16 protein-coding genes are annotated in these 19,233 nt (G+C 65.0%); 1 reads left to right on the top strand and 15 read right to left on the bottom strand.

The window, feature by feature from the left end; translation table 11 throughout:
* Window positions 1-67: 67 nt before the first annotated feature.
* The 3 genes from DM868_RS04820 to DM868_RS04810 form a co-directional block, all read right to left on the bottom strand.
* Complete coding sequence (locus DM868_RS04820) at window positions 68-1,015, bottom strand: homoserine dehydrogenase (protein ID WP_137275734.1); 948 nt, start codon at window positions 1,013-1,015, stop codon at window positions 68-70.
* Window positions 1,012-1,536 carry an amino acid-binding protein gene (locus tag DM868_RS04815; RefSeq protein WP_137275733.1) on the bottom strand — a complete coding sequence of 175 codons (525 nt, stop codon included), beginning with the start codon at window positions 1,534-1,536 and terminating at the stop codon, window positions 1,012-1,014. The genes DM868_RS04820 and DM868_RS04815 overlap by 4 nt, the downstream gene beginning before the upstream one ends.
* Before the next feature lie 166 nt (window positions 1,537-1,702).
* Window positions 1,703-3,892, bottom strand: coding sequence for an elongation factor EF-2 (locus DM868_RS04810; protein WP_137275732.1), 2,190 nt, complete (start codon window positions 3,890-3,892; stop codon window positions 1,703-1,705).
* 489 nt (window positions 3,893-4,381) lie between these two features.
* Here DM868_RS04810 and DM868_RS04800 point away from each other — a divergent pair, with 489 nt between their 5' ends.
* Entirely contained in the window at window positions 4,382-5,134 is a 753-nt protein-coding gene (locus DM868_RS04800) for a DUF5781 family protein (protein WP_137275731.1), read from the top strand.
* Between the two features lie 19 nt (window positions 5,135-5,153).
* On the opposite strand, the gene DM868_RS04795 is transcribed toward DM868_RS04800, so the two are convergent.
* From DM868_RS04795 to DM868_RS04735, 12 genes are all read right to left on the bottom strand, one after another.
* Window positions 5,154-6,524, bottom strand: coding sequence for a PQQ-dependent sugar dehydrogenase (locus tag DM868_RS04795; protein WP_137275730.1), 1,371 nt, complete (start codon window positions 6,522-6,524; stop codon window positions 5,154-5,156).
* Between the two features lie 108 nt (window positions 6,525-6,632).
* Window positions 6,633-7,244, bottom strand: coding sequence for a 30S ribosomal protein S7 (locus DM868_RS04790; RefSeq protein WP_137275729.1), 612 nt, complete (start codon window positions 7,242-7,244; stop codon window positions 6,633-6,635).
* Complete coding sequence (locus tag DM868_RS04785; RefSeq protein ID WP_015410678.1) at window positions 7,244-7,672, bottom strand: 30S ribosomal protein S12; 429 nt, start codon at window positions 7,670-7,672, stop codon at window positions 7,244-7,246. The genes DM868_RS04790 and DM868_RS04785 overlap by 1 nt, the downstream gene beginning before the upstream one ends.
* A gap of 442 nt (window positions 7,673-8,114) precedes the next feature.
* A complete protein-coding gene (locus tag DM868_RS04775) occupies window positions 8,115-8,768 on the bottom strand; it encodes a flavin reductase family protein (RefSeq protein WP_246049017.1) in 654 nt (217 codons plus the stop codon).
* Between the two features lie 13 nt (window positions 8,769-8,781).
* Window positions 8,782-9,207: a NusA-like transcription termination signal-binding factor gene (locus DM868_RS04770; protein ID WP_137275728.1), complete on the bottom strand. Its 426-nt coding sequence runs from the start codon at window positions 9,205-9,207 to the stop codon at window positions 8,782-8,784.
* A 27-nt stretch (window positions 9,208-9,234) separates the two neighbouring features.
* Window positions 9,235-10,443, bottom strand: a complete 1,209-nt coding sequence (gene rpoA2 / locus DM868_RS04765; RefSeq protein WP_137275727.1) for a DNA-directed RNA polymerase subunit A'' — start codon at window positions 10,441-10,443, stop codon at window positions 9,235-9,237.
* Window positions 10,436-13,615, bottom strand: coding sequence for a DNA-directed RNA polymerase subunit A' (locus DM868_RS04760; RefSeq protein WP_137275726.1), 3,180 nt, complete (start codon window positions 13,613-13,615; stop codon window positions 10,436-10,438). Before DM868_RS04760 ends, rpoA2 begins: the two co-directional genes overlap by 8 nt.
* Window positions 13,615-15,441 carry a DNA-directed RNA polymerase subunit B gene (rpoB, locus tag DM868_RS04755; protein ID WP_137275725.1) on the bottom strand — a complete coding sequence of 609 codons (1,827 nt, stop codon included), beginning with the start codon at window positions 15,439-15,441 and terminating at the stop codon, window positions 13,615-13,617. The genes DM868_RS04760 and rpoB overlap by 1 nt, the downstream gene beginning before the upstream one ends.
* A gap of 1 nt (window position 15,442) precedes the next feature.
* A complete protein-coding gene (locus tag DM868_RS04750; protein WP_137275724.1) occupies window positions 15,443-17,008 on the bottom strand; it encodes a DNA-directed RNA polymerase subunit B'' in 1,566 nt (521 codons plus the stop codon).
* Entirely contained in the window at window positions 17,005-17,232 is a 228-nt protein-coding gene (locus tag DM868_RS04745) for a DNA-directed RNA polymerase subunit H (protein ID WP_137275723.1), read from the bottom strand. The genes DM868_RS04750 and DM868_RS04745 overlap by 4 nt, the downstream gene beginning before the upstream one ends.
* A gap of 280 nt (window positions 17,233-17,512) precedes the next feature.
* Window positions 17,513-18,316 carry a prephenate dehydratase gene (gene pheA / locus DM868_RS04740; protein ID WP_137275722.1) on the bottom strand — a complete coding sequence of 268 codons (804 nt, stop codon included), beginning with the start codon at window positions 18,314-18,316 and terminating at the stop codon, window positions 17,513-17,515.
* Between the two features lie 59 nt (window positions 18,317-18,375).
* The coding region (locus tag DM868_RS04735; protein ID WP_170964432.1) for a dihydrolipoyl dehydrogenase family protein at window positions 18,376-19,233 on the bottom strand (858 nt) is incomplete at its 5' end.

The raw sequence follows: 19,233 nt of genomic DNA, 5'->3' as shown, positions 1-19,233 counted from the left end.
GTTTGCGAGCAGATACCACGGAGGCCGGAGAAATCGAACTCCGAATCGGATCCCGGTTACGACGCGCTCACACCGTGTCGGGGAGGCGGCCGATGTCCGCCAACACCGCACTCGCCGTCTCCGGACCGCCCGCACCGCGTCCCGAGATGTTCAGTCGACCGGCATGGGTCGTCTCCAACTGGACGATGTTCAGCGTGCCCGACACCGCGAGCGTCCCGTTCTCGGCCACTAATCGCGGGCCGACGCGGACCCCATCGGGCGACACCTCGCCGACGAGACGGATCGTCCGACCGTCCTCAGCGGCCAACTCGAGCGCGCTGCCCGGGAGGTCGGCGATCCCCTCGACCTCGGCGTCGGCGAGCGTGTAGCTGTCCTCGTAGAGGACGTTCGAGAGGATGACACACTTCAGCGCGGCGTCGGTTCCCTCCACGTCGAAGGTCGGATCGGCTTCGGCAACTCCCAGATCCTGCGCCTCCGCGAGGACGTGCTCGTAGCCGAGCCCCTCGGCGGCCATCCGGCTGAGGATGAAGTTCGCCGTCCCGTTGAGGATACCTCGGGCCGCCGTGACCTGACCGTTGAGATCGGCGATCGTCGACAACACCGGAATCGCGCCGCCGACGGTCGCCTCGAACAGCACCGTCCCGGCCGACTCGGCTTCGAGGGTCCGAAGCTCGTCGTACCGTTCGGCGACCGGCCCTTTGTTCGCCAAGACGACGTGGCGGTCGTCGGCGAGCGCCCGCCGGACGTGTGAGAAGCCGGGCTCGGCGTCGCCGAGCGTCGTCGGCGTCGCTTCGACCAGCACGTCGTAGTCGGCGTCGAAGACCGACTCGGGGTCGGCGTCGCCGACGGTTCCCTCGGTCCGCTTCCGGTCGAACACCGCGTCCGCATAGAGTCCGGAGTCGTCGACTGCGCCCCCGGTCGAATCCGCGACGGCGACGACCTCGTGTCCGTACTCGCCGGCGAGTTCGACCACCGATGCGCCGACCGCGCCGACGCCCACGACGGCGAGTCTCATCCGAACACCTCCATCAGCGGTTCGATGACGCGGAGGTCTTTCTCCTCGGCGATCGAGCGAACGGTCGAGAGCGCCGCGTGGGTCTGCTGTTCGCTGGCGACGAGGCGGAGTCGAGCGCTGGATGGCCCCTCGGTGCCGGCGGGGGCCGACAGCGAGAAGTCGGCCACCGAGACGCCACCGCAGTCGCGGAACCGCTGGAGCGTGTCCGAGAGGTCAGTCTCGACGAGATGGCCGACGAGGACCACCGTCAGTTCCGCGCCGTACCGCTCGGCACCGGCGCGAATGATGTTGACACCGGCGTCGCGAAGCGCCTCGACGATCACGTCGAACTGCACTTCGGTCGCCTCGAGATCGACTTCGACCGGGATGTGGCCTCGCGGCGTGACGTTCCCCCGCTCGTGAAAGATCGACAGCAGGTTGCCGCCGTTTTCGGCGATCGGCTCAAGCGCGCCGAGCAGTTCGCCCGGTTCGTCGACGAGTTCCAGACGGACCGTGTACGAGCGCGTGTCAGCCTCGCTCATCGGTCCACCTCTGCACGTTCGATCATTACTACACACTCACGTGGCGGTGGCTATAAGAGCGCCGGGATTCGCAAGCGTCTCCGCTATCGAGAGCGGGCAAACGGGGCAGTGGCTGGGCGATCGTGTCGAGAAGACCGCGTTGGCGGCCGAAAACGGACGGTTCGAGTTAGAAGTAGTCGACCATTTCGGGCAGTTCGAGCTTCATGCCCTTCCGCTCGCGGATCTCGTGAATGATCTCCGGTTGGAGGTTGTCGGCCATGACCCGGAAGCCGGCGTTCTCGGTGTTCCACGACGCGCGACCCTCGGTCGCACTGCGGATGTCCGAAGAGAACCCGATCATCTCGTCGACGGGGGCGATCCCCTCGACGACCATCAGATCGCCCTCTTGGTACATGTCGTCGACGCGGCCGCGTCGACCCTGAATCTCGCCGGAGGCCGCGCCCATGTGCTCGTTCGGCACGTCGATGCGGACCTGCTGGATCGGTTCGAGCAGTTTGATCTCCGCGTCCATCAAGGCGTTGTGGACGGCGCGGCGGACGGCGGGAATGACCTGCGCGGGACCGCGGTGGATGGCGTCCTCGTGGAGTCGGGCGTCGTGCAGTCGGATGAGCGACCCCTCGACGGGCTCGGCCGCGAGCGGGCCGTCCTCGAGGGCCTCTTCGAGTCCTTCGAGGACGAGCTCCATCGTCTCGTTGAGGTGTTGGATACCCTTCGTGTCGTCGATGAACACGTTGTTCTTGAAGATGTGCTCGACGTTCTGGGCGGTGTCCTTGTCCATGCCCTCCTCCATGAGCGCCTCGCGGCGCTCGAGTTCGGGCATATCCATCGTCGCCTCGCCGAGTTTGATCGCCTCGACGATGTCCTCGCCGAGCGGCTCGACAGTGATGTAGAAGCGGTTGTGGTTGTTCGGCGATCGCCCCTCGACCTCGCGGGAGGCCGTCTGCGGCGCTTCGCGGTAGACGACGATCGGTTCGCCGGTGTTGACCGGGATCCCCTGATTGCGCTCGATACGCTGGGTGATGACCTCGAGGTGGAGTTCGCCCTGCCCGGAGATGAGGTGCTCGCCCGTGTCCTCGTTGATCTCGATCTGGATCGTCGGGTCCTCCTTTGCGACCTGCTGGAGCGTCTGGATGAGCTTCGGCAGGTCGTCCATGCTCTTCGCCTCGACGGACTTCGTGATGACGGGCTCGGAGATGTGCTCGATCGACTCGAACGGCGTCATCTCGACCGACGAAACCGTCGAGCCGGCGATGGCGTCGCGGAGGCCGGTCACGGCGGCGATGTTGCCTGCCGGGACGCGGTCGACCTCCTCGCGCTCGCCACCCATGTAGATACCGACGCTCTGGACGCGGTTCGTTCCGGCCGTCCCGGAGATATAGAGGTCCTGTCCCTTCTCGATGGTGCCGGAGAACACGCGACCCGCGGCGATCTCGCCCGCGTGGGGGTCGATCCCGATGTCGGTGACCATGAGGACGACCTCGCCGTCCTCGTCGACGAGTTGCATCGAATTGGCGACATCTAGATCGTCGTCGCCACGCCAGATGCGCGGGATACGACGGGGCTGAGCGTCGACCGGGTTCGGGAAGTGCTCACAGACCATGTCGAGGACAACGTCGGACAGCGGCGTCCGTTCGTGGAGCTCCTGGCGCTTGTCGGCCTGCTCGAGGTCGATGATGTCGCCGAAGTCCATCCCGGTTCGCTGCATCGACGGCATCGAAACGCCCCACTTGTACAGCGCGGAGCCGAGCCCGACAGTCCCCTCCTCGACCGAAACGGTCCAGTCGTCGTCGATGTCGTCCATCTCATCGGTCATGCCGCGGATGAGTTCGTTCACGTCCCCGATGACGCCCATGAGACGTCGCTGCATCTCCTCGGGGCCTTCCTGAAGCTCCGAGATGAGGCGGTCGACCTTGTTGATGAACAACGCCGGTTTGACGCCCTCGCGAAGCGCCTGTCGGAGCACCGTCTCCGTCTGGGGCATCGCGCCCTCAACGGCGTCCACGACGACGAGCGCGCCGTCGACGGCGCGCATCGCACGCGTCACGTCGCCGCCGAAGTCGACGTGGCCGGGCGTGTCGATGAGGTTGATGAGGTGGTTCGTGTCCTCGTACTCGTGCGTCATCGAGACGTTCGCCGCGTCGATGGTGATCCCGCGTTCCTGTTCGTCCTCCTCAGTGTCCATCGCGAGTTGCTGTCCGGCCGTGTCGTCGGAGATCATCCCCGCACCGGCGAGCAGGTTGTCCGTCAGCGTCGTTTTCCCGTGGTCGACGTGTGCGGCGATGGCGATGTTCCGGATGTTCTCCGGTTCGTCCATCAGCCGTTCACACTCCTGTACGATCTTCTTGCGTCGGCCCATTATACTGCCTCTTTTCGACAGCATCGTGAAAAGGGTAGTGTTTCGAAGTGGCGGGAAGGAGCGTATGCGACTGTCGCCACTTCGAAGCTCGCGAGACGAGCTTGGCGAGTCTCGCGGTGTTTCGGCGCGGCGGTTTCGCGCCGAGGCTCGTCACGAGCGAAGCGAAGCGCCCCGCGAAGGACGTGTCCGAAGAAGCCGATCAGCGGCGGGGCGAACACCGACCCATGGATCACCGGTCCGTAGGTCACGCCGGTCGGTTTCGTGACGAGAAAGAGCGCATAGAACATCAACATGACGACGCTCCACAGAAGCGTGATCGCGAGGAACGGAGCGGCGTCTCGAACCGCCGTACCGACGGCCGCCGATAGCGTGCGAGCAATAGCGGTCGCTCAGCCGGCGCGAACGAAAGGATACTGACGCGTGGAGAACCCGGCGACGGTCGCCGACGGCGAAACAGTGAAATCCGCCCAGCGCATGGTATCGTATGACATGGATGTTCGCGTGCGGGGAGGTGGCCCGGTCGAACCGTTCTTCAGCGCCCGTGATCTGCTCGCAACGGAGTACGACCTCGAACAGCCGGTCGTCGTGCAGATTCGCGACAACCCGGACGAGCGAACGATGGTCGGCCACTACGACGATCGCCACGAGTTGATCGTCTCGCGGCGGGCGGCGACCTCCGCGATGGCCAGAGAGCTCGCGCTCCACGAGTTCGCCCACATGGCGCGCTACGAAGAGGGACACCCCTCTCACCTACAACCAACCGAGGAGGCGCTCTTTTTGGCGTTGGCCGGCCGCAGCGTCGAGCGACGGAAGCTCTCGCACTGCTATCAGATCGCCAACCATATGAAGGACATCTACGCCGACGACATCACGCTCGACATCGGCCCGACGGCGAAGCTCGTCGATTTTATGGAGTCCTCGCTGGCGCGCGCGCTCGTCGAAACACCGTCAAGCGCGCCGGTCGGGTGGACGCGATTGACCGAAACGGCGGATCCCGAGATCACCGCGGTCAACGCCGCGTTCGCGCTCGCGTTGCTCGAGCGACACGACGCGATCGACGCCGACCACCGGCTGTACGATCTCGCGGCCGCGGCCGCCGCGGACGCGCCGAGCATCCCGTTCCCACAGTTTAAGACCCACTTTCGCTCGCTCGGGAACGACCCGGACGAGTCGGAGTATCGGAAGGCGCTCGTGGACGTGACGCGCACCTACGCACTCTCGAACGAGCAAGCCGCGGACTGAGATCGAAACTGCGTCGTGTCTACGCCTCGACGATCCGAACCAGTCGGTCGTCCCCAGAGGTCGGAAACGGATCAGTGGCTCGTCCGTCTCGGTTGGATGTGATCGCATAGAGCACGCCGTCCGGCCCCTGTTCGACGTGGCGGATTCGGCCCAGTTCGTCCTCGAAGAGTTCGTGAACCACTGCCTCGTAGTCGGGGTGGAGCCACTCGTCGTCGTATCGCGACCCACCGATATCGGCGGCCGCTCCTCGGTAGAGAGTGACGCTACGGAGCGTCTGCGATCCGAGGCCGCCGATGACAAGCCGGTTCCGAAGCGACGAGAGGGCGTCGCCGGTGTAAAACGCCCCGCCGGAAGGTGCCCAAACGTCCGACGAGCCGGTGTTGACGATCGGCGGCGTCACCCCGTCGTGGTCTTCGTAGCGACCGTACTCGTCGTCGCCGCCGCCGCTTCGGACCGTCGGCCAACCGTGGTCGCCGCCCGCCGCCAGAGCGATTACCTCGTCGCGCGCCGACGGGCCGTGTTCGGTGACGATCGGTGTCCCGTCCGGGAGAAACGTCATCGTCTGCGGATTCCGATGTCCGTAACTGTACACGCGGGGATCGCCGACGTCCGGGTTGTCGTCCGGTGCCGTGCCGTCCGGTTCGAGCCGCAACACCTTGCCGGCGAGGCTGTTCGGATCGGCGGCCAGTTCTCCCTCGCCAGCGTCGCCGGTCGTGACCCACAGATAGTTGCGAGGCCCGAACGCGAGCCGGGAGCCGTTGTGGTAGTCGTTGCCCGGAATCGCGTCGATCACGACGGTCTCCTCGGGGTCGTCGCCACTTAGATCGAAGTACGACAGTCGGTTTCTGAGGGTGTCCGTCTCGTACGTGTAGAACCCGTAGAGCACCGGCACGTCGGGATAGTTCGGATGCAGCGCGATTCCGAGTAAGCCGCCCTCGCCGCCCGCCTCCCACCATCCACCCTCCTCGCCGGCCTCGATCGACGTCGCGTGGTCGATCACCGCGTCGGGTTCGGTGACGGCGTCGAGTTCGCCGGCCTCGTAGCGACTGATCCGACCGACGCGCTCGGAAATGAAACACGTCCCGTCGGCCGCGAACTCGAGATCCCACGGGATTTCGAGCCCTTCAATGATTGGTTCGACGTCGAACGTCGCATCGAGCGGCGACGTCTCGGGAGCCGTCCAGTCGGGGTCGTAGCGATCCCACGACTCGATATCGTGTTCGACCGAGAGGTCGAACGCCGACTCGACCGGTTCCGGGTCGGGATGCGGAGTGGTCGCACCGTCGTCGACGCGGCCGATACAGCCAGCACACGCGGTCGCGGCCGTACCGGCCGCGAGGAGGAGTTCGCGACGCCGGAGTCGCGAACGCGAACGAAGGGGAGAGGACATGTCAGTACGGTACGGGGCCGATCGGTAAAACGTACTGCTTTCGTGAAGTGACCGCCCGTACGGCGGTCGAAGCACGAACGTCCGAGAGGCGGAGAAAGCGAACGGAGCTTAACGGGCCGCGGCGGCGACGCGCTCTTGCTCTTCTTTCTGCCCGATCGGGTAGGCCTGCAGATCGTAGTTCGCCGCGCCGATGAGCTGGTTGGCCAGCGCCTCGGCGGCCGGCGTCGTCGTCTTGAACGAGCCGCTTTGAGTGCCCTGCGCGATGAACTTCAGCGCCTGGTCGACGCGCCGCTGCGGGGCGACATCGACGGCCTTCGGGACCGAGATGCCACCGTACTTCAGGCGAACGGTCTCCTCGCGGGGGCCGGCGTTCTCGACGGCGGTCACGAGCACCTGCACGGGATTCTCGTCGGTTCGCTCCTCGACGATCTCGAAGGCGTCGCGGACGATCCGGGTCGCCTGCTGTTTCTTGCCCGTGTTCTCCTCGGTCTGCATGAGCCGGTTGATCAGCCGCTCGACGACCGAAATTTCGGACTTCTTGAACTGCTTTTCGGAGTGACGGCCCATCGTGTGCGCGATCGGCGTCACCGAGAGGTAGCGTCGCGTCGATTCGTCGGCGTACTCGATCTCGTCGATCTCGTACTCGCCGAAGAGCTTCGCGGAGACGCGCTCGTCGTCGGTCGAGGCCGGCGCGTCCGGCTCGGGGGCTTCCGAGCTCATTATCGCACCGGCTTTTCCGCGTTCCCGCGGACGAGTTCGATCATCGAGACGCCGTTCACCTTCTCGACTTTGTAGTTGACGCCCGAGAGGTCGCCCATCGCACGACCCTTCGCGCCGCCGATGCCGGCGATCGTGACCTCGTCGTGTTCGTCGATGAAGCTGATCGCGCCGTCGCCGGGGCAGAAGGCGGTGACCTGCTTGCCGTTCTTGATGAGCTGCACCCGGACGCACTTTCGGATGGCCGAGTTGGGCTGCTTTGCTTCGATACCGACCTTCTCGAGGACGATACCCCGACCTTGCGGGGCACCCTCCAGGGGGTCGGACTTCTTGCCGAGTCCGCGGGCACGGCGCGCGTAGTCAGAGTCGGACCACCGGTGCTTTTGGCGGTCCTTCTTGAGTTTGCGCGCGGCGTATTTGCCGTTCGCCATAGTACCAGTTCGTTCCCTACGGAGCTACTTAAGCACCATCTTTTTCTTCGTCGGGTTTGCTTCGTCCATTCGGTCGCGGCGGAAATTGCTCTCAACAGTACATCTGAGAGAGTTTTCAGAAATATGCCTCACTGATTACAAACAGCAACCAGACGATCGGTCCAAGAGCAAGAATCAAGCCTACTATACCTATCAGATAGTCCCCTTCCACGATGCCTCTCGCCCACCCTGTTCCGAGCCTAACAATGAAAAGCAGAAGCACAGCTAGAATCGCATTACGGAGTGAAAAGTCCAATCCTTCGGTATCGGAACCGGTTGGCGACATTTCGTAACACCCCTCCCCGTCTCGTGAAAGGCGTTCCCCCGTTGCGTTCACGTGGGGACCTCACAGCTGATGTATCCATAGGATATGAAATCAACCCCATACCACAACCGAGCCGACTCAGACCTGCCGCTCGAACTCGACCGGTTCGGAGACGGTGTAGTACGGACTGTCCAACCGACCGACGGTCGCGAGCTTTCGCGAATCGATCCTCCCGTCGGTCAGCACGTCCTCGGGGACGTGGTAGTGTCGAACGCCGCCCAGAATCACCGTCCGGTCGTACGGGTCGAGCGTGTCGTACAGCGTACACCCCATCGTGACCGCGGCGTTGGCCACCCGCGGCGGCGCGATCTGCCGGCACTCGGCGCGCTCGACGTCGGCGAACGCGAACTCGATCTCCTCGGGCGGCAGCCCCGCGGCCATCGCGTCCATCGTCTCGATGAGCGGCTCCGTGACGACGTTGACGGCGAACTCCTCGGTTTCGAGGACGTTGTCGACGGTGTCTTTCGGTTCGCCGTCCTGCTCGGTCGCGGCACTGAACGCGAGCACCGGCCGGCTCGATCCGAGGTAGTTGTACGAACTGAACGGCGCGAGATTCTCGGTGCCGTCCCCGTCAACGGTGCTGACCCACGCGATCGGCCGAGGGTGACCGCGGTCTTGCTGATTCGTGCGTTCTCGTCGGTGCCGATCTCGCGGGCGTCGTACTCGATCATCGGTGACCGAAGCCAGGTTCGATCGTCGAGTACTAAATTCGTCTGCGGCGCGTTCGCGCAATCAAACGGCCCGATCAGGTCAGCTCGATGCCGTCGATATCGAAATGTCGCTTCGCCAACCGTCGCGCCAGATCGATCCGGCGGCCGTCCTTGCCGATCGCGACTCCGCGGTCGTCGTGGTCGACCTCGGCGTAGGCGATCGTCGTGTCGTTCTCGCTGATCGTGACATTGTACACCGCCGCGGGGGCGAGGGCGTTCGCGACGAAATCAGCGGCCCTATCCGCGTTTTCGACAACGATCACGGTCCGTCCGAGCGCCGATTCGACGGTGCGAACGTGCTTGCCACCGGGGCCGATCGCCTGACCCATCGTCCCCGCGGGAACGACGAAGGCGAGGCGATCGTACTCATCGTCGACGACGCAGTCGATCGCCGGCACGTCCGTCTCGTCGTCGAAAAGGGCAATGTACTGTCTGGCTTCGTCAGAGAGGGTAACGATCATAACGGGATGAAGTGAGCCGAGCGTCGATCAGTCGTCCGCAGAGGGGCTACCGGACTGTCTGGCACCCATCCGGAGGTCGACGTCGCCGGTGCCGAGTTTGATCGGCTTGCCGACGATGACGTTCTCCGTGACGCCGTCGAGGTCGTCCACTTCGCCGTGGATCGCGGCGTCGATGAGGTGGTTGACGGTCACCTCGAACGCGGCGCGTGCCAGCACCGAATCCTTGTTGCCCGAGATGCCGTGACGGCCGATCGACTCGATGTCGCCGTTGTTCGTCATGATGTCCGCGACGAGCATGAGGTGGCGGATGTTCACGTCGTCGAGCCCCTGCTCTTCGAGCGTGTTCATCGTCTCCTCGATGATCGCCTCGCGGGCCGCCTCGATTCCGAGGTTGCTGTGGATCTCGTGGATGTTGTTACACGTCGTCCGCGAGGCGTCGACGCCCTCGATGTCGAGGACCTTCTTCAGGTTCGAGCCCTCGGTGTAGAGGACGAACTGCTCGCCGGCGTCGAGATCCTCCTTGCGGATGACGACTCGGTTGATCTCCTCGATCCCCTTGAACACGATCTCGCGAAGCTCCTCGACGAGTTGCAGCAGCCGCCGGTAGGACGGCTCTTCGGGGCCGAACTGGACGGTTGTCGTCGACGGTCGGTCCGTCTCGACGCCGAGTTCGGCCTCGATCGTGCCCGCGATTCTGCCGGCGATGTCGTCGATGCTGTTGACCGTCGGCCATCGCTCGGCCAGCGTCTCCTCGTTGAGATCGATCTGGACGAGCATGTCCGCGACGTTCGTCGAGACGTCACCCAGCGCGAGGATCTTCGTCGCCTCGATCTCCCAGACGACCTCGTGGGCGCGATCCCGGTCGGTCGCGTAGACGCCGTCGAGATGAACCGTCATCATCGGCGTGTCGGGGGTCTTTCGCGCGTCGACTAGCTCGATGAGCCGCGGTAGCCCTTGGGTCACGTCGATCTCCGCTACGCCCGCGTAGTGAAACGTGTTCATCGTCATCTGCGTACCGGGTTCACCGATGCTCTGGGCGGACACGGTCCCGACGGGGTCGAGCGGATCGACGCGGGATTCGAGGTACTGCGATTCGACGCCGTAGGTGATGTCCTCGACGTTTTCGACCGTCACGCCGTCGCGAGCCTCGATCGCTGCGTAGACGTTGTCCTTCAGCCGTCGTGGGAGGTCGCTGTCCTCGACGACGGCCTCCATCTCCTCGGTGATCTCAGTCATCCGATTCCACCTCCGCACCCGAAACCGAGCGCCACGATTCCCCGTGTTCGGAGATGTTCGTTTTCGGCTCTTGGATGCCGAGGAACTCCTCGCGTTGGGCCGGTGATTCGAACTCCTCGTCGAGGATCCGGTCGGCGATCGAGTCGATATCGATGTCGAACTCCTCGGCGGAGGAGACGCGGACCGGCGAGGTACCGTCCTCGCCGAACTCGAACTGGACGATGGTGTCCGAGGTATCCCGAACGGTGCCGTCGTACTGCGTTTCGAGCTCCGAGAGCGCGTTGATCAGCCGCCGCTGGAGGTAGCCGGACTTCGAGGTTCGAACCGCCGTGTCGACGAGCCCCTCGCGACCGCCCATCGCGTGGAAGAAGAACTCCTTCGGCGTCAGGCCGTTTCGGTAGGAGTTCTGTACGAACCCGTGGGCGTCCGAGGAGAGGTCGTTCGGCTTGAAGTGGCTGAGGGTACGGTCCTCGTAGCCGCGGTTGATGCGCTCGCCACGAACCGCCTGCTGGCCGACGCAGCCGGCCATCTGCGTGAGATTGAGCATCGAGCCACGCGCACCGGACTGGGCCATCACGACCGCCGGATTGTCGTCGGTGAAGTGATCGTCGGCGATGTCACCGGCGGAGTCACGCGCTTTGCCGAGCGTCTGCATGATCTTCATCTCCAGTGTCTCGTCGACCGTCCGGCCTGGCAGCGATTCGAGTTCGCCGTTTCGGTACGTTTCGATGAGCGTCTGGACGCGTTCGTTGGCGTTGTCGATCGCCTCGGCGATCTGCTCTTCGGCCTCGCGTTCGATCGACTCGTCGTCGATCCCGATCGAGAATCCGAAGTGCATGATCGACCGCATCGCGAGCGTCGCGACCTCGTTGATGAAGACGCGGGCGCGGGTGTTGCCGTAGACCTTACAGATCGTGTCGACGACCTCGCCGCCGAACGCGCCGACCGCGTCCTCGTCGATCGTCCCCGCGACGAGTTCGCCGTCGACGATCTCGACGTCGTCGCCAGCCGAGGAGGTGAAGGTGAGGTCGAGTCCGTCCGGCAGCAGCTCCGAAAAGAGCGTCCGCCCGGTCCAGTACTCGACGCCGGCCTCGTTCGTGAAGTCCGGCTCCGGCAGCCCGTCGATGCTCGTCGCCCGGAGCAGATCGAGCGCCTGCGTCTCGTTGAACTCCGGATTCTCGTGGGTCAACAGGTACAGCCCGGAGATGTGGTCCTGGATCGCGCCGATGATGTTCTCGCCGAAGCGCGGGCTGAGGATCTGCTCTTGGACGCGCATGAGGACGCGCGCCTCCGCGCGGGCCTCCTCGTTCTGGAGGGCGTGCATGTTCATCTCGTCGCCGTCGAAGTCGGCGTTGTACGGCGGACAGACGACGGTGTTGAGCCGGAACGTCTTGTACGGCATCACGACCACTTCGTGGGCCATGATACTCATCCGGTGCAGCGACGGCTGTCGGTTGAAGATGACGATGTCGCCGTCGATGAGGTGGCGTGCGACCTCCCAGCCGGGCTGGACCTTCTCGGAGAGCTCCTCGCAGTTCTTCTCGGTGACCTTCAGGCGTCGACCGTCGGGACGTTTGACGTAGTTCGCGCCGGGATGGGCCTCCGGCCCGTTGGCGACGTATCGACGAGCGTCCTCGAGGTTCCGGTCGTTGACGATCATCGTCTGGGTCATCTCGCTGGCGACCCGGTCCGGGACGCCGACCTCGTTCAACGAGAGCGTCGGGTCCGGAGAGATGACGGTTCGCGCCGAGAAGTTGACACGCTTTCCGGACAGCGAGCCGCGGAAGCGGCCCTCTTTGCCCTTCAGCCGCTGGCTGAGCGTCTTCAGCGGTCGCCCCGAGCGGTGTCGGGCCGGCGGCGTCCCCGAGATTTCGTTGTCCATGAACGTGGTGACGTGGTACTGCAACAGCTCCCAGAGATCCTCGATGATGAGCTGTGGCGCGCCGGCCTCGCGGTTCTCCATGAACCGCTGGTTGATCCGGATGATGTCCACGAGCTTGTGCGTGAGGTCGTCCTCGCTCCGCTGACCGTTGTCGAGCGTGATCGACGGGCGCGCCGTCACCGGCGGCACCGGCAGGACGGTCAGGATCGTCCACTCGGGTCGAGAGCGCTCCGAGTCGATTCCGAGCGTCTCGATGTCCTCGTCGGGGATCGCCTCGAAGCGATCGCGGATGTTGCTCGGCATCAGCTTGTCGCCGCTGTAAGAGACGAAGGCGTCCGGCGCGGGCGCGCTCTCGAAGCGGCCACCAAACGGACCGTCAGAGGACATCTGTTCGCCGATGATCTGGAGTAAGGAGACGTGCTCGCGGCCGATCCGCTCGCTGTCGCCCGGCCCCTGCCCGCTCATCAGCCGGCTGATGTCCGCGACGGTGAGCATCGCGTCGCCACCCCACGTCTCGACGACGTCGTTGACGACCTCGACGAGTTCGCCGAGTTCGATCTCGGTTCCACCCTCGCCGCCCTCGAGGGCCTCGGCGAGCAGATCGCGAACGTCCGAATCGGGGACTGGCCCCTGTTCGAGATACGTCGACGGTTTCTCGTGATTGATGTCGTACTGGGCCGTCGGGTAATCCCGTCGGTAGTCGTCGTCCTCCGTACAGTACGGACAGTAGTCGGCGTCGCGCGCCTGTCGGATCGCCGCCTTCAGGACGCGCGAGGGATCCTCGCCGAGGTCGCGGGTGCGCTCGAGTTGGTCGAGGAACTGCTGGCGTTTCCGCTCGGCGGCCTGTTCGGCTTTCTCCTGAGCCCTTCGGGCGTCCTCAGGGCTGACGAACCAGGTTCGCGGCGGGGTATCGTCGCGCTCTTTGAAGAACTCGCGGCGGTACTCCCGGTCGGAGGGGTCCGCGAGCGTGAGGCGGCCGCACCCTCGACAGGTGCCGCGGAGCAGTCGGCGGATCAACTTGGCGTGGCCGACGTGGACGACGGGCGCGGCGAGTTCGATGTGGCCGAAGTGGCCGTTACACGAGCCGCTGTGTTTCCCGCAGGTTTTACACTCCAGTCCGGGGTCGATGACGCCGAGTCGGGGATCCATCAGTCCCATGTCGATCGGGAAGCCGTCGTCGTCGTAGGTGTCGGCCGTGATGATCTTCGTGGCCGACATGTTCCGGTACTCCTCGGGATCCATCAGCCCGAAACTCAGCGAGCCGATCTCTTTTGGGGTTTGTCCGTGCATTATACAGCGTCCTCCAGTTCGATGCGCGGGGCGATACCCAGCGCCTTCATCTCGTCGAGAAGCAGCTTGAACGCGTAACTCATCTCGACCTCGTGTACGTCCGTCTCCTCGTCGCAGTTCGGACAGTAGACGCGTCGTTGTTCGACGTTCTCGACCGCGCTCATACCACACTGTCCACAGACGTAGATGTCCTCGCGGTCGGACTCATCGAGGAGCCGTTCCTTGAGCGTCATTGCCGCGCCGTGACCGATGAACACGTCCCGCTCCATCTCACCGATCCGGAGGCCGCCCTCGCGGGCGCGCCCCTCGGTCGGCTGTCTCGTCAACACCTGCACCGGCCCGCGCGAACGGGCGTGCAGTTTGTTCGAGACCATGTGGTAGAGCTTCTGATAGAAGATGACGCCGACGAAGATCTCGGCCTCGATCTTCTCGCCGGTGACGCCGGAGTACATGATCTCCTTGCCGTTGGACTTGTAGCCGCGGTCGACGAGCGCCTGCCGGAGTTCGTCCTCGTTTTCGCCTTGGAACGGCGTCCCGTCGACGCGCCGGCCCTCGAGGGATCCGACCTTGCCGCCGAGCATCTCGAGGATGTGACCGACCGTCATCCGCGACGGCAGCGCGTGCGGGTTGACGACGAGGTCGGGAACGACGCCATCTTGTGTGAACGGCATGTCCTCCTGCGGTGCGAGGTGGCCGACGACGCCCTTCTGTCCGTGTCGGGACGCGAACTTGTCCCCCAGTTCGGGGACCCGTTCGTCGCGGACCTTCACCTTCGAGAGCTTCGAGCCGTCCTCGCCCTCCATCAGCGTGACCGTGTCGACGACGCCGGATTCGCCGGATCGCATCGTCACGGAGGTCTCGCGCCGTTTCTGCGGGGAAAGGCCACCCATGTCGTCCGGTTCTTCGAGGAACCGCGGCGGCGACGTCTTGCCGAGCAACACGTCGTTCTCTCCGACGTCCGTCTCGGGGTTGACGAGGCCGTCCTCGTCGAGGTGGGTGTAGGCCTCCTCGCCGCGGGCGCCCCGCACGTCGTCTTCGGGGATCTCGAAGCGGTCCTCCTGGCCGCCGGGGTAGCGCCGTTCCTCGCCCTCGTAGGTCCGGAAAAAGTGCGATCGGGCGAGCGCCCGTTCGACGCTCGCTTTGTTCATGACGAGGGCGTCCTCGATGTTGAACCCCTCGTAGCTCATGACCGCGACGACGAAGTTCTGGGCGGCCGGTCGGTCGTCGTAGCCGATCTGTTCGGTCGTCTGTGTCTTGACGATCGACAGCTGCGGGTAGTGCAGCAGGTGCTGTCGGGTGTCGGGGCGGATGCGGTAGTTCGCGCTCGGGAGGCCGAGCGACTGCTTGATCATCCCCGATCCCATCGTGATCCGCGGCGACGCGTTGTGTTCCGGGTATGGGATCATCCCCGCACCGATCCCGAACATCAGCTGCGGGTCGACCTCGAGGTGGGTGTGATCCTCGGTCAGGTCGTCCTCGTCGACGGCGACGTAGATGTCCTCTTCCTCCTCGGCGTCGATGAACTCGATGTAGCCGCGGTCGACGAGCGATTCGAAGGCCAGTTCGCCTTCCTTGACGGCCTCTAGTTCCTCGTCGCTCATGATCGGCTCGCCGTCCTCGATCACGAGCAGCGGGCGGCGGGCACGGCCGGCGTCGGCGTTGACGATGACTTCGTCCGTTCGGTCGCGGACGGAGACGTTGACCATCTCGTCGATCTCGCCGCGGCGTCGCGATTCTCGGATGTCGTTTGCGAGTCTGTGCGGGTCCGGATGGGTGCCGATGAGGCTCCCGTTTACGTACACTTTGGCTTCTCGTCCCTGGCTCATGTTAGTCGTCCGCGGTGTGTGCTTCGACCGTCTCGATTCCCGGAATCCCCTCGACGCCCATCGACGCGAGTTCGCGCTTCAGTTCGCGCTCGTCGGTGACGTTCTGGGACAGTTCCATCGCCTGTGCGAAGTTCTTGACAAGCCCGCAGTTCGGTCCTTCGGGCGTCTCGGAGGGGCAGATGCGACCCCACTGGGTCGCGTGGAGGTCCCGCGCCTCGAAGTGGGGCTGCGATCGGCTGAGCGGCGAGCGAAGCCGTCGAAGGTGGCTCAGAACGCCCATGTAGTCGGTCCGATCGACCAGCTGGGAGACGCCGGAGCGGCCGCCGACCCAGTTGCCGGTCGCGATCGGGTGTTCGAGCCGCTCTGTCAGCACGTCCGAGCGGACGACCGTACTCACCGAGAGCTGTCGGTTCCGCATGTTCGCCCGTTCGAGCTGGTACTTCACGTCGCGTGAGAGCTTGTTGAGCGCCGTCCGGAACAGGTCCTTCATCAGGTCCCCGGAGACCTTCAGCCGCTTGTTCGCGTAGTGGTCCTTGTCGTCGGATTCGCGCCGACCGAGCGCCAGCTCGAAGCACGCCTCGGCCATCCGGCAGAGGTAGACCGCCTTGTTCATCCGGACCTCCTCGTCCTCGATGCCCTCCTCGTGGAGGTGCGGCAGGAGGTACCGGTCGATGACGTAGTTCGCACGTTTCAGCTGATAGTTCTTTCCCTGCCCGGCGGCGACGCGCTGACCGAGCGTCTCGATCGCCTCGGCGGTCGAGCCGACCTCGGCGGCCTCCAAGTTCTCGAGCATGAACTTCACGATCTCGGGGTCGTCGGAGACGCGGTGGACGATCTCCTCGTCGGATTCGAGCCCCAGCGCTCTGACGAGCGTCACGAAGTTGATCGAGCCCGAAACCGAGGGGAACGACACCTCGAGGATGCCGCTTCGGTTGCGCTCACAGAGCACGAGCGCGCGGTAGCCGCGGCGCTGGGAGAACGTCTTCGCGATCTGGATCTCGTCGCCGTACTTCGTGTCGTACTCGGCCAGGATCTTGTTCGGCGCGAGGTCCTCGCTCGTCATCAGCACGCGCTCGGAGCCGTTGACGATGAAGTAGCCGCCGGGGTCGGCGGGGTCCTCGCCGATCTCGATGAGTTCCTCGCGGGTGAAATCGGCGATGTTGCACTTGTTCGAGCCGACCATGATCGGCATGCGACCGACCTTCGTCTCCGCTTGGTCGACCACGTGTTCCTCCTCCTCCTCGCCACCGCGGACGATGCTCATCTCCATGAACACCGGCGCGGAGTAGGTGATGTTCCGGAGGCGGGCCTCCTGCGGGTAGAGCAGTTCCTCGGAGCCGTCGGCCTCCCGAACCCGTGGGGTCACGACCCGGACGTTGCTGAGATCGACGCGGACCGGCTCTTGGCCCTCCTTGTCGCCGATGTCTGTCTCGATCGACTCCTTCTCGTCGACGACCCGCTGCATGCCGTGTTCGAGGAAGTTGTTGAACGATCGGAAGTGGTGCTCCGCCAGTCGTTCCCGCGAGAAGTACTCCCGCGAAATCGCGCGTCGGTCTTGCCTGTTCATTCTACCACCAGTCGGTACACCACCGCTTCGTCGGTGGTTCGCGAGTCGCGAACGATCTTCACCACGTCGCCGACCTCCGCATCCTCGGGCAGGGCGGCGTCGCGGCGCTGTATTTTCGGTAAGTCTGTGCGACGGACGTCGTACTCCGCGAGCACGTCCTCGACGGTTTCGTGGTCGAGGACCGTGTGCTCCGGAACCAGATTGTGTTGGCTTACGTCTACCATGTGTTTGGCTGGCCGGGGAAAGAAGCTGTCACGAGATACTACAGTTCGTTATACGCGGGGAGGATTTAAGGATTGTCAAATCAGACGGCGGCGGCTATCCGGCCCGCCTCCCGTTCGGCCCGGAAACTGCTCGTGAAGCCACATTGGTCGGCATCACTCAAAAACCCTTGTGAAAAGCTATCCAACAGATACCGCACCGATGCAGCGCTGGCCGCGGGGAGCGCCGCACGTTCAGCGGGCGCTCACGAAGCGGTACAGAGACTGACGGAACGCGTCACGATCACAGCACGTGTTCGGTGTCGTAGGAGCCGAGGACGCGAACCCACCCGTCGGTGGCGATCTCGCGCAGCGCGTCGACGGCCTCCTGGGCGCGCTCCTCGTAGAGCCCGGCCGCGAAGTCGAAGTGGAAGATGTAATCGCCGAGGCGCTCGCCGCTCGGGCGCGATTCGACGCGAGAGAGGTTGATATCCCGCTCTGCGAACGGTTCTAGCATCTCGAGGAGCAGCCCGGGGAAGTTCGTGTTCGGGTAGACGATCACGGTGCTCTTGCCGCCCGCGTCGGAGCGTTCGGTCTCGGGCGCGAGCACGACGAACCGGGTCGCGTTCGAAGTGCTGTCCTGGATGTCGCGGGCGAGCACCTGCAGGTCGTCGCCCGCCGTCGCGGGATGGGCGATCGCCGCGACCGTGGGATCCTCTCGGGCGCGCTCGACGCCGCGAGCCGTCGACGCGACGGCCTCCGTTTTCGCGCTCGGATACTCCTCGTGCAGGAAGTCGCGGCACTGCGCGAGCGCCTGCGGGTGGCTCGCGACCGTCTGAAACTCGCTCGCTTGCGCGAGCAGAGCGTGTTGGATTGGCGTGACGATCTCGCGGACGACCGCGACGTTTCTGTCCGCCAGCGCGTCGAGCGACTCGGTGACCGACCCCTCGATGCTGTTCTCGATCGGGACGACGCCGCGTTCGTACTCGCCGCCGGCGACCCCCTCGACGATGCCCGTCACCGACTCGACGAACTCGATGTCGTCGGTGACGGACTTCGTCGCGCGGTGGGAGTACGTTCCTTCCGGGCCGAGCGTGAGGGCTCTCATCGGCCTCCGGTAGTCCGCCTGCAGTTAAAAGGAGTGGGGTACCCAGCGAGCGGATCCGCCTACCGATTGAGCGTGTGGGTCGCCGCACCGCGCGCGTTCGCCGCCGCCTCCCCGACCGCCTCCGACAGCGTCGGATGCGTGTGGATCGTCGCCGCGATGTCCTCGAGGCGCGCCCCCATCTCGATCGCCAGTCCGACCTCGGCGATCAACTCCGACGCTTCCGGCCCGACGATCTGCCCGCCCAACACGAACTCCGTCTCAGCGTCGGCGACGATCCGCACGAGCCCCTCCTCGATACCGAGCGTCAGCGCCCGCCCCGACGCTCGGAACGGCATCTCACCGACCACCGGCTCGAACCCCTCCGCCTCGGCCTCCGCGGCGCTCAATCCCACGGTCCCGATCTCCGGATCCGTGAAGACGGCCGCCGGAATCGCCTGATAATCCAGCCGCGACGGCTCCCCCGCGATCACCTCCGCGGCAACGTGGCCCTCCCGATACGCCGTGTGCGCCAACATCGGCTCCCCGGCCACGTCGCCCACCGCCTGAATGTGTTCGACGGTCGTCCGCGCCGCGTCGTCCGTCTCGATGACCCCTCGGTCGGTCGACTCGACGCCGGCGGCCTCGACGTTGCACGTGTCCGAAGCGGGCTGGCGGCCGACGGCGACGAGGACGCGCTCGGCGGTGTACTCGCTCGTCTCGCCGTCCTCCGTCTCGGTCGTCACTCGCGCGGCCGCGGCGACCTCCTCCCACCCCTGGGCGGCCTCCCCAAAGTGGAACTCGATGCCCAACTCCTCGGCGCGCTTGCGAACCAGTCGCGTGACGTCCTCGTCGTACCCCGGCAGGATGTCGTCGAGCATCTCGACAACCGTCACCTCGGTCCCGAGCTTCGCGAGCATCGTCGACAGCTCCATCCCGAT

The organism is Natronomonas salsuginis (genome assembly GCF_005239135.1).
Lineage (GTDB): Archaea > Halobacteriota > Halobacteria > Halobacteriales > Haloarculaceae > Natronomonas > Natronomonas salsuginis.
Note: the sequence above shows the minus strand (reverse complement) of the source record. Positions and strands in the feature narration are given on the sequence as shown.

What these genes read in the sequence shown, in the direction of transcription:
- DM868_RS04760 (WP_137275726.1), bottom strand. Translation starts at nt 13,615, where the DNA reads ATGCACGGACAAACCCCAAAAGAGATCGGCTCGCTGAGTTTCGGGCTG.
- DM868_RS04750 (WP_137275724.1), bottom strand. Translation starts at nt 17,008, where the DNA reads ATGAACAGGCAAGACCGACGCGCGATTTCGCGGGAGTACTTCTCGCGG.
- DM868_RS04810 (WP_137275732.1), bottom strand. Translation starts at nt 3,892, where the DNA reads ATGGGCCGACGCAAGAAGATCGTACAGGAGTGTGAACGGCTGATGGAC.
- DM868_RS04815 (WP_137275733.1), bottom strand. Translation starts at nt 1,536, where the DNA reads ATGAGCGAGGCTGACACGCGCTCGTACACGGTCCGTCTGGAACTCGTC.
- pheA (WP_137275722.1), bottom strand. Translation starts at nt 18,316, where the DNA reads ATGAGAGCCCTCACGCTCGGCCCGGAAGGAACGTACTCCCACCGCGCG.
- rpoA2 (WP_137275727.1), bottom strand. Translation starts at nt 10,443, where the DNA reads ATGACTGAGATCACCGAGGAGATGGAGGCCGTCGTCGAGGACAGCGAC.
- DM868_RS04800 (WP_137275731.1), top strand. Translation starts at nt 4,382, where the DNA reads ATGGATGTTCGCGTGCGGGGAGGTGGCCCGGTCGAACCGTTCTTCAGC.
- DM868_RS04790 (WP_137275729.1), bottom strand. Translation starts at nt 7,244, where the DNA reads ATGAGCTCGGAAGCCCCCGAGCCGGACGCGCCGGCCTCGACCGACGAC.
- DM868_RS04820 (WP_137275734.1), bottom strand. Translation starts at nt 1,015, where the DNA reads ATGAGACTCGCCGTCGTGGGCGTCGGCGCGGTCGGCGCATCGGTGGTC.
- DM868_RS04795 (WP_137275730.1), bottom strand. Translation starts at nt 6,524, where the DNA reads ATGTCCTCTCCCCTTCGTTCGCGTTCGCGACTCCGGCGTCGCGAACTC.
- rpoB (WP_137275725.1), bottom strand. Translation starts at nt 15,441, where the DNA reads ATGAGCCAGGGACGAGAAGCCAAAGTGTACGTAAACGGGAGCCTCATC.
- DM868_RS04785 (WP_015410678.1), bottom strand. Translation starts at nt 7,672, where the DNA reads ATGGCGAACGGCAAATACGCCGCGCGCAAACTCAAGAAGGACCGCCAA.
- DM868_RS04745 (WP_137275723.1), bottom strand. Translation starts at nt 17,232, where the DNA reads ATGGTAGACGTAAGCCAACACAATCTGGTTCCGGAGCACACGGTCCTC.
- DM868_RS04770 (WP_137275728.1), bottom strand. Translation starts at nt 9,207, where the DNA reads ATGATCGTTACCCTCTCTGACGAAGCCAGACAGTACATTGCCCTTTTC.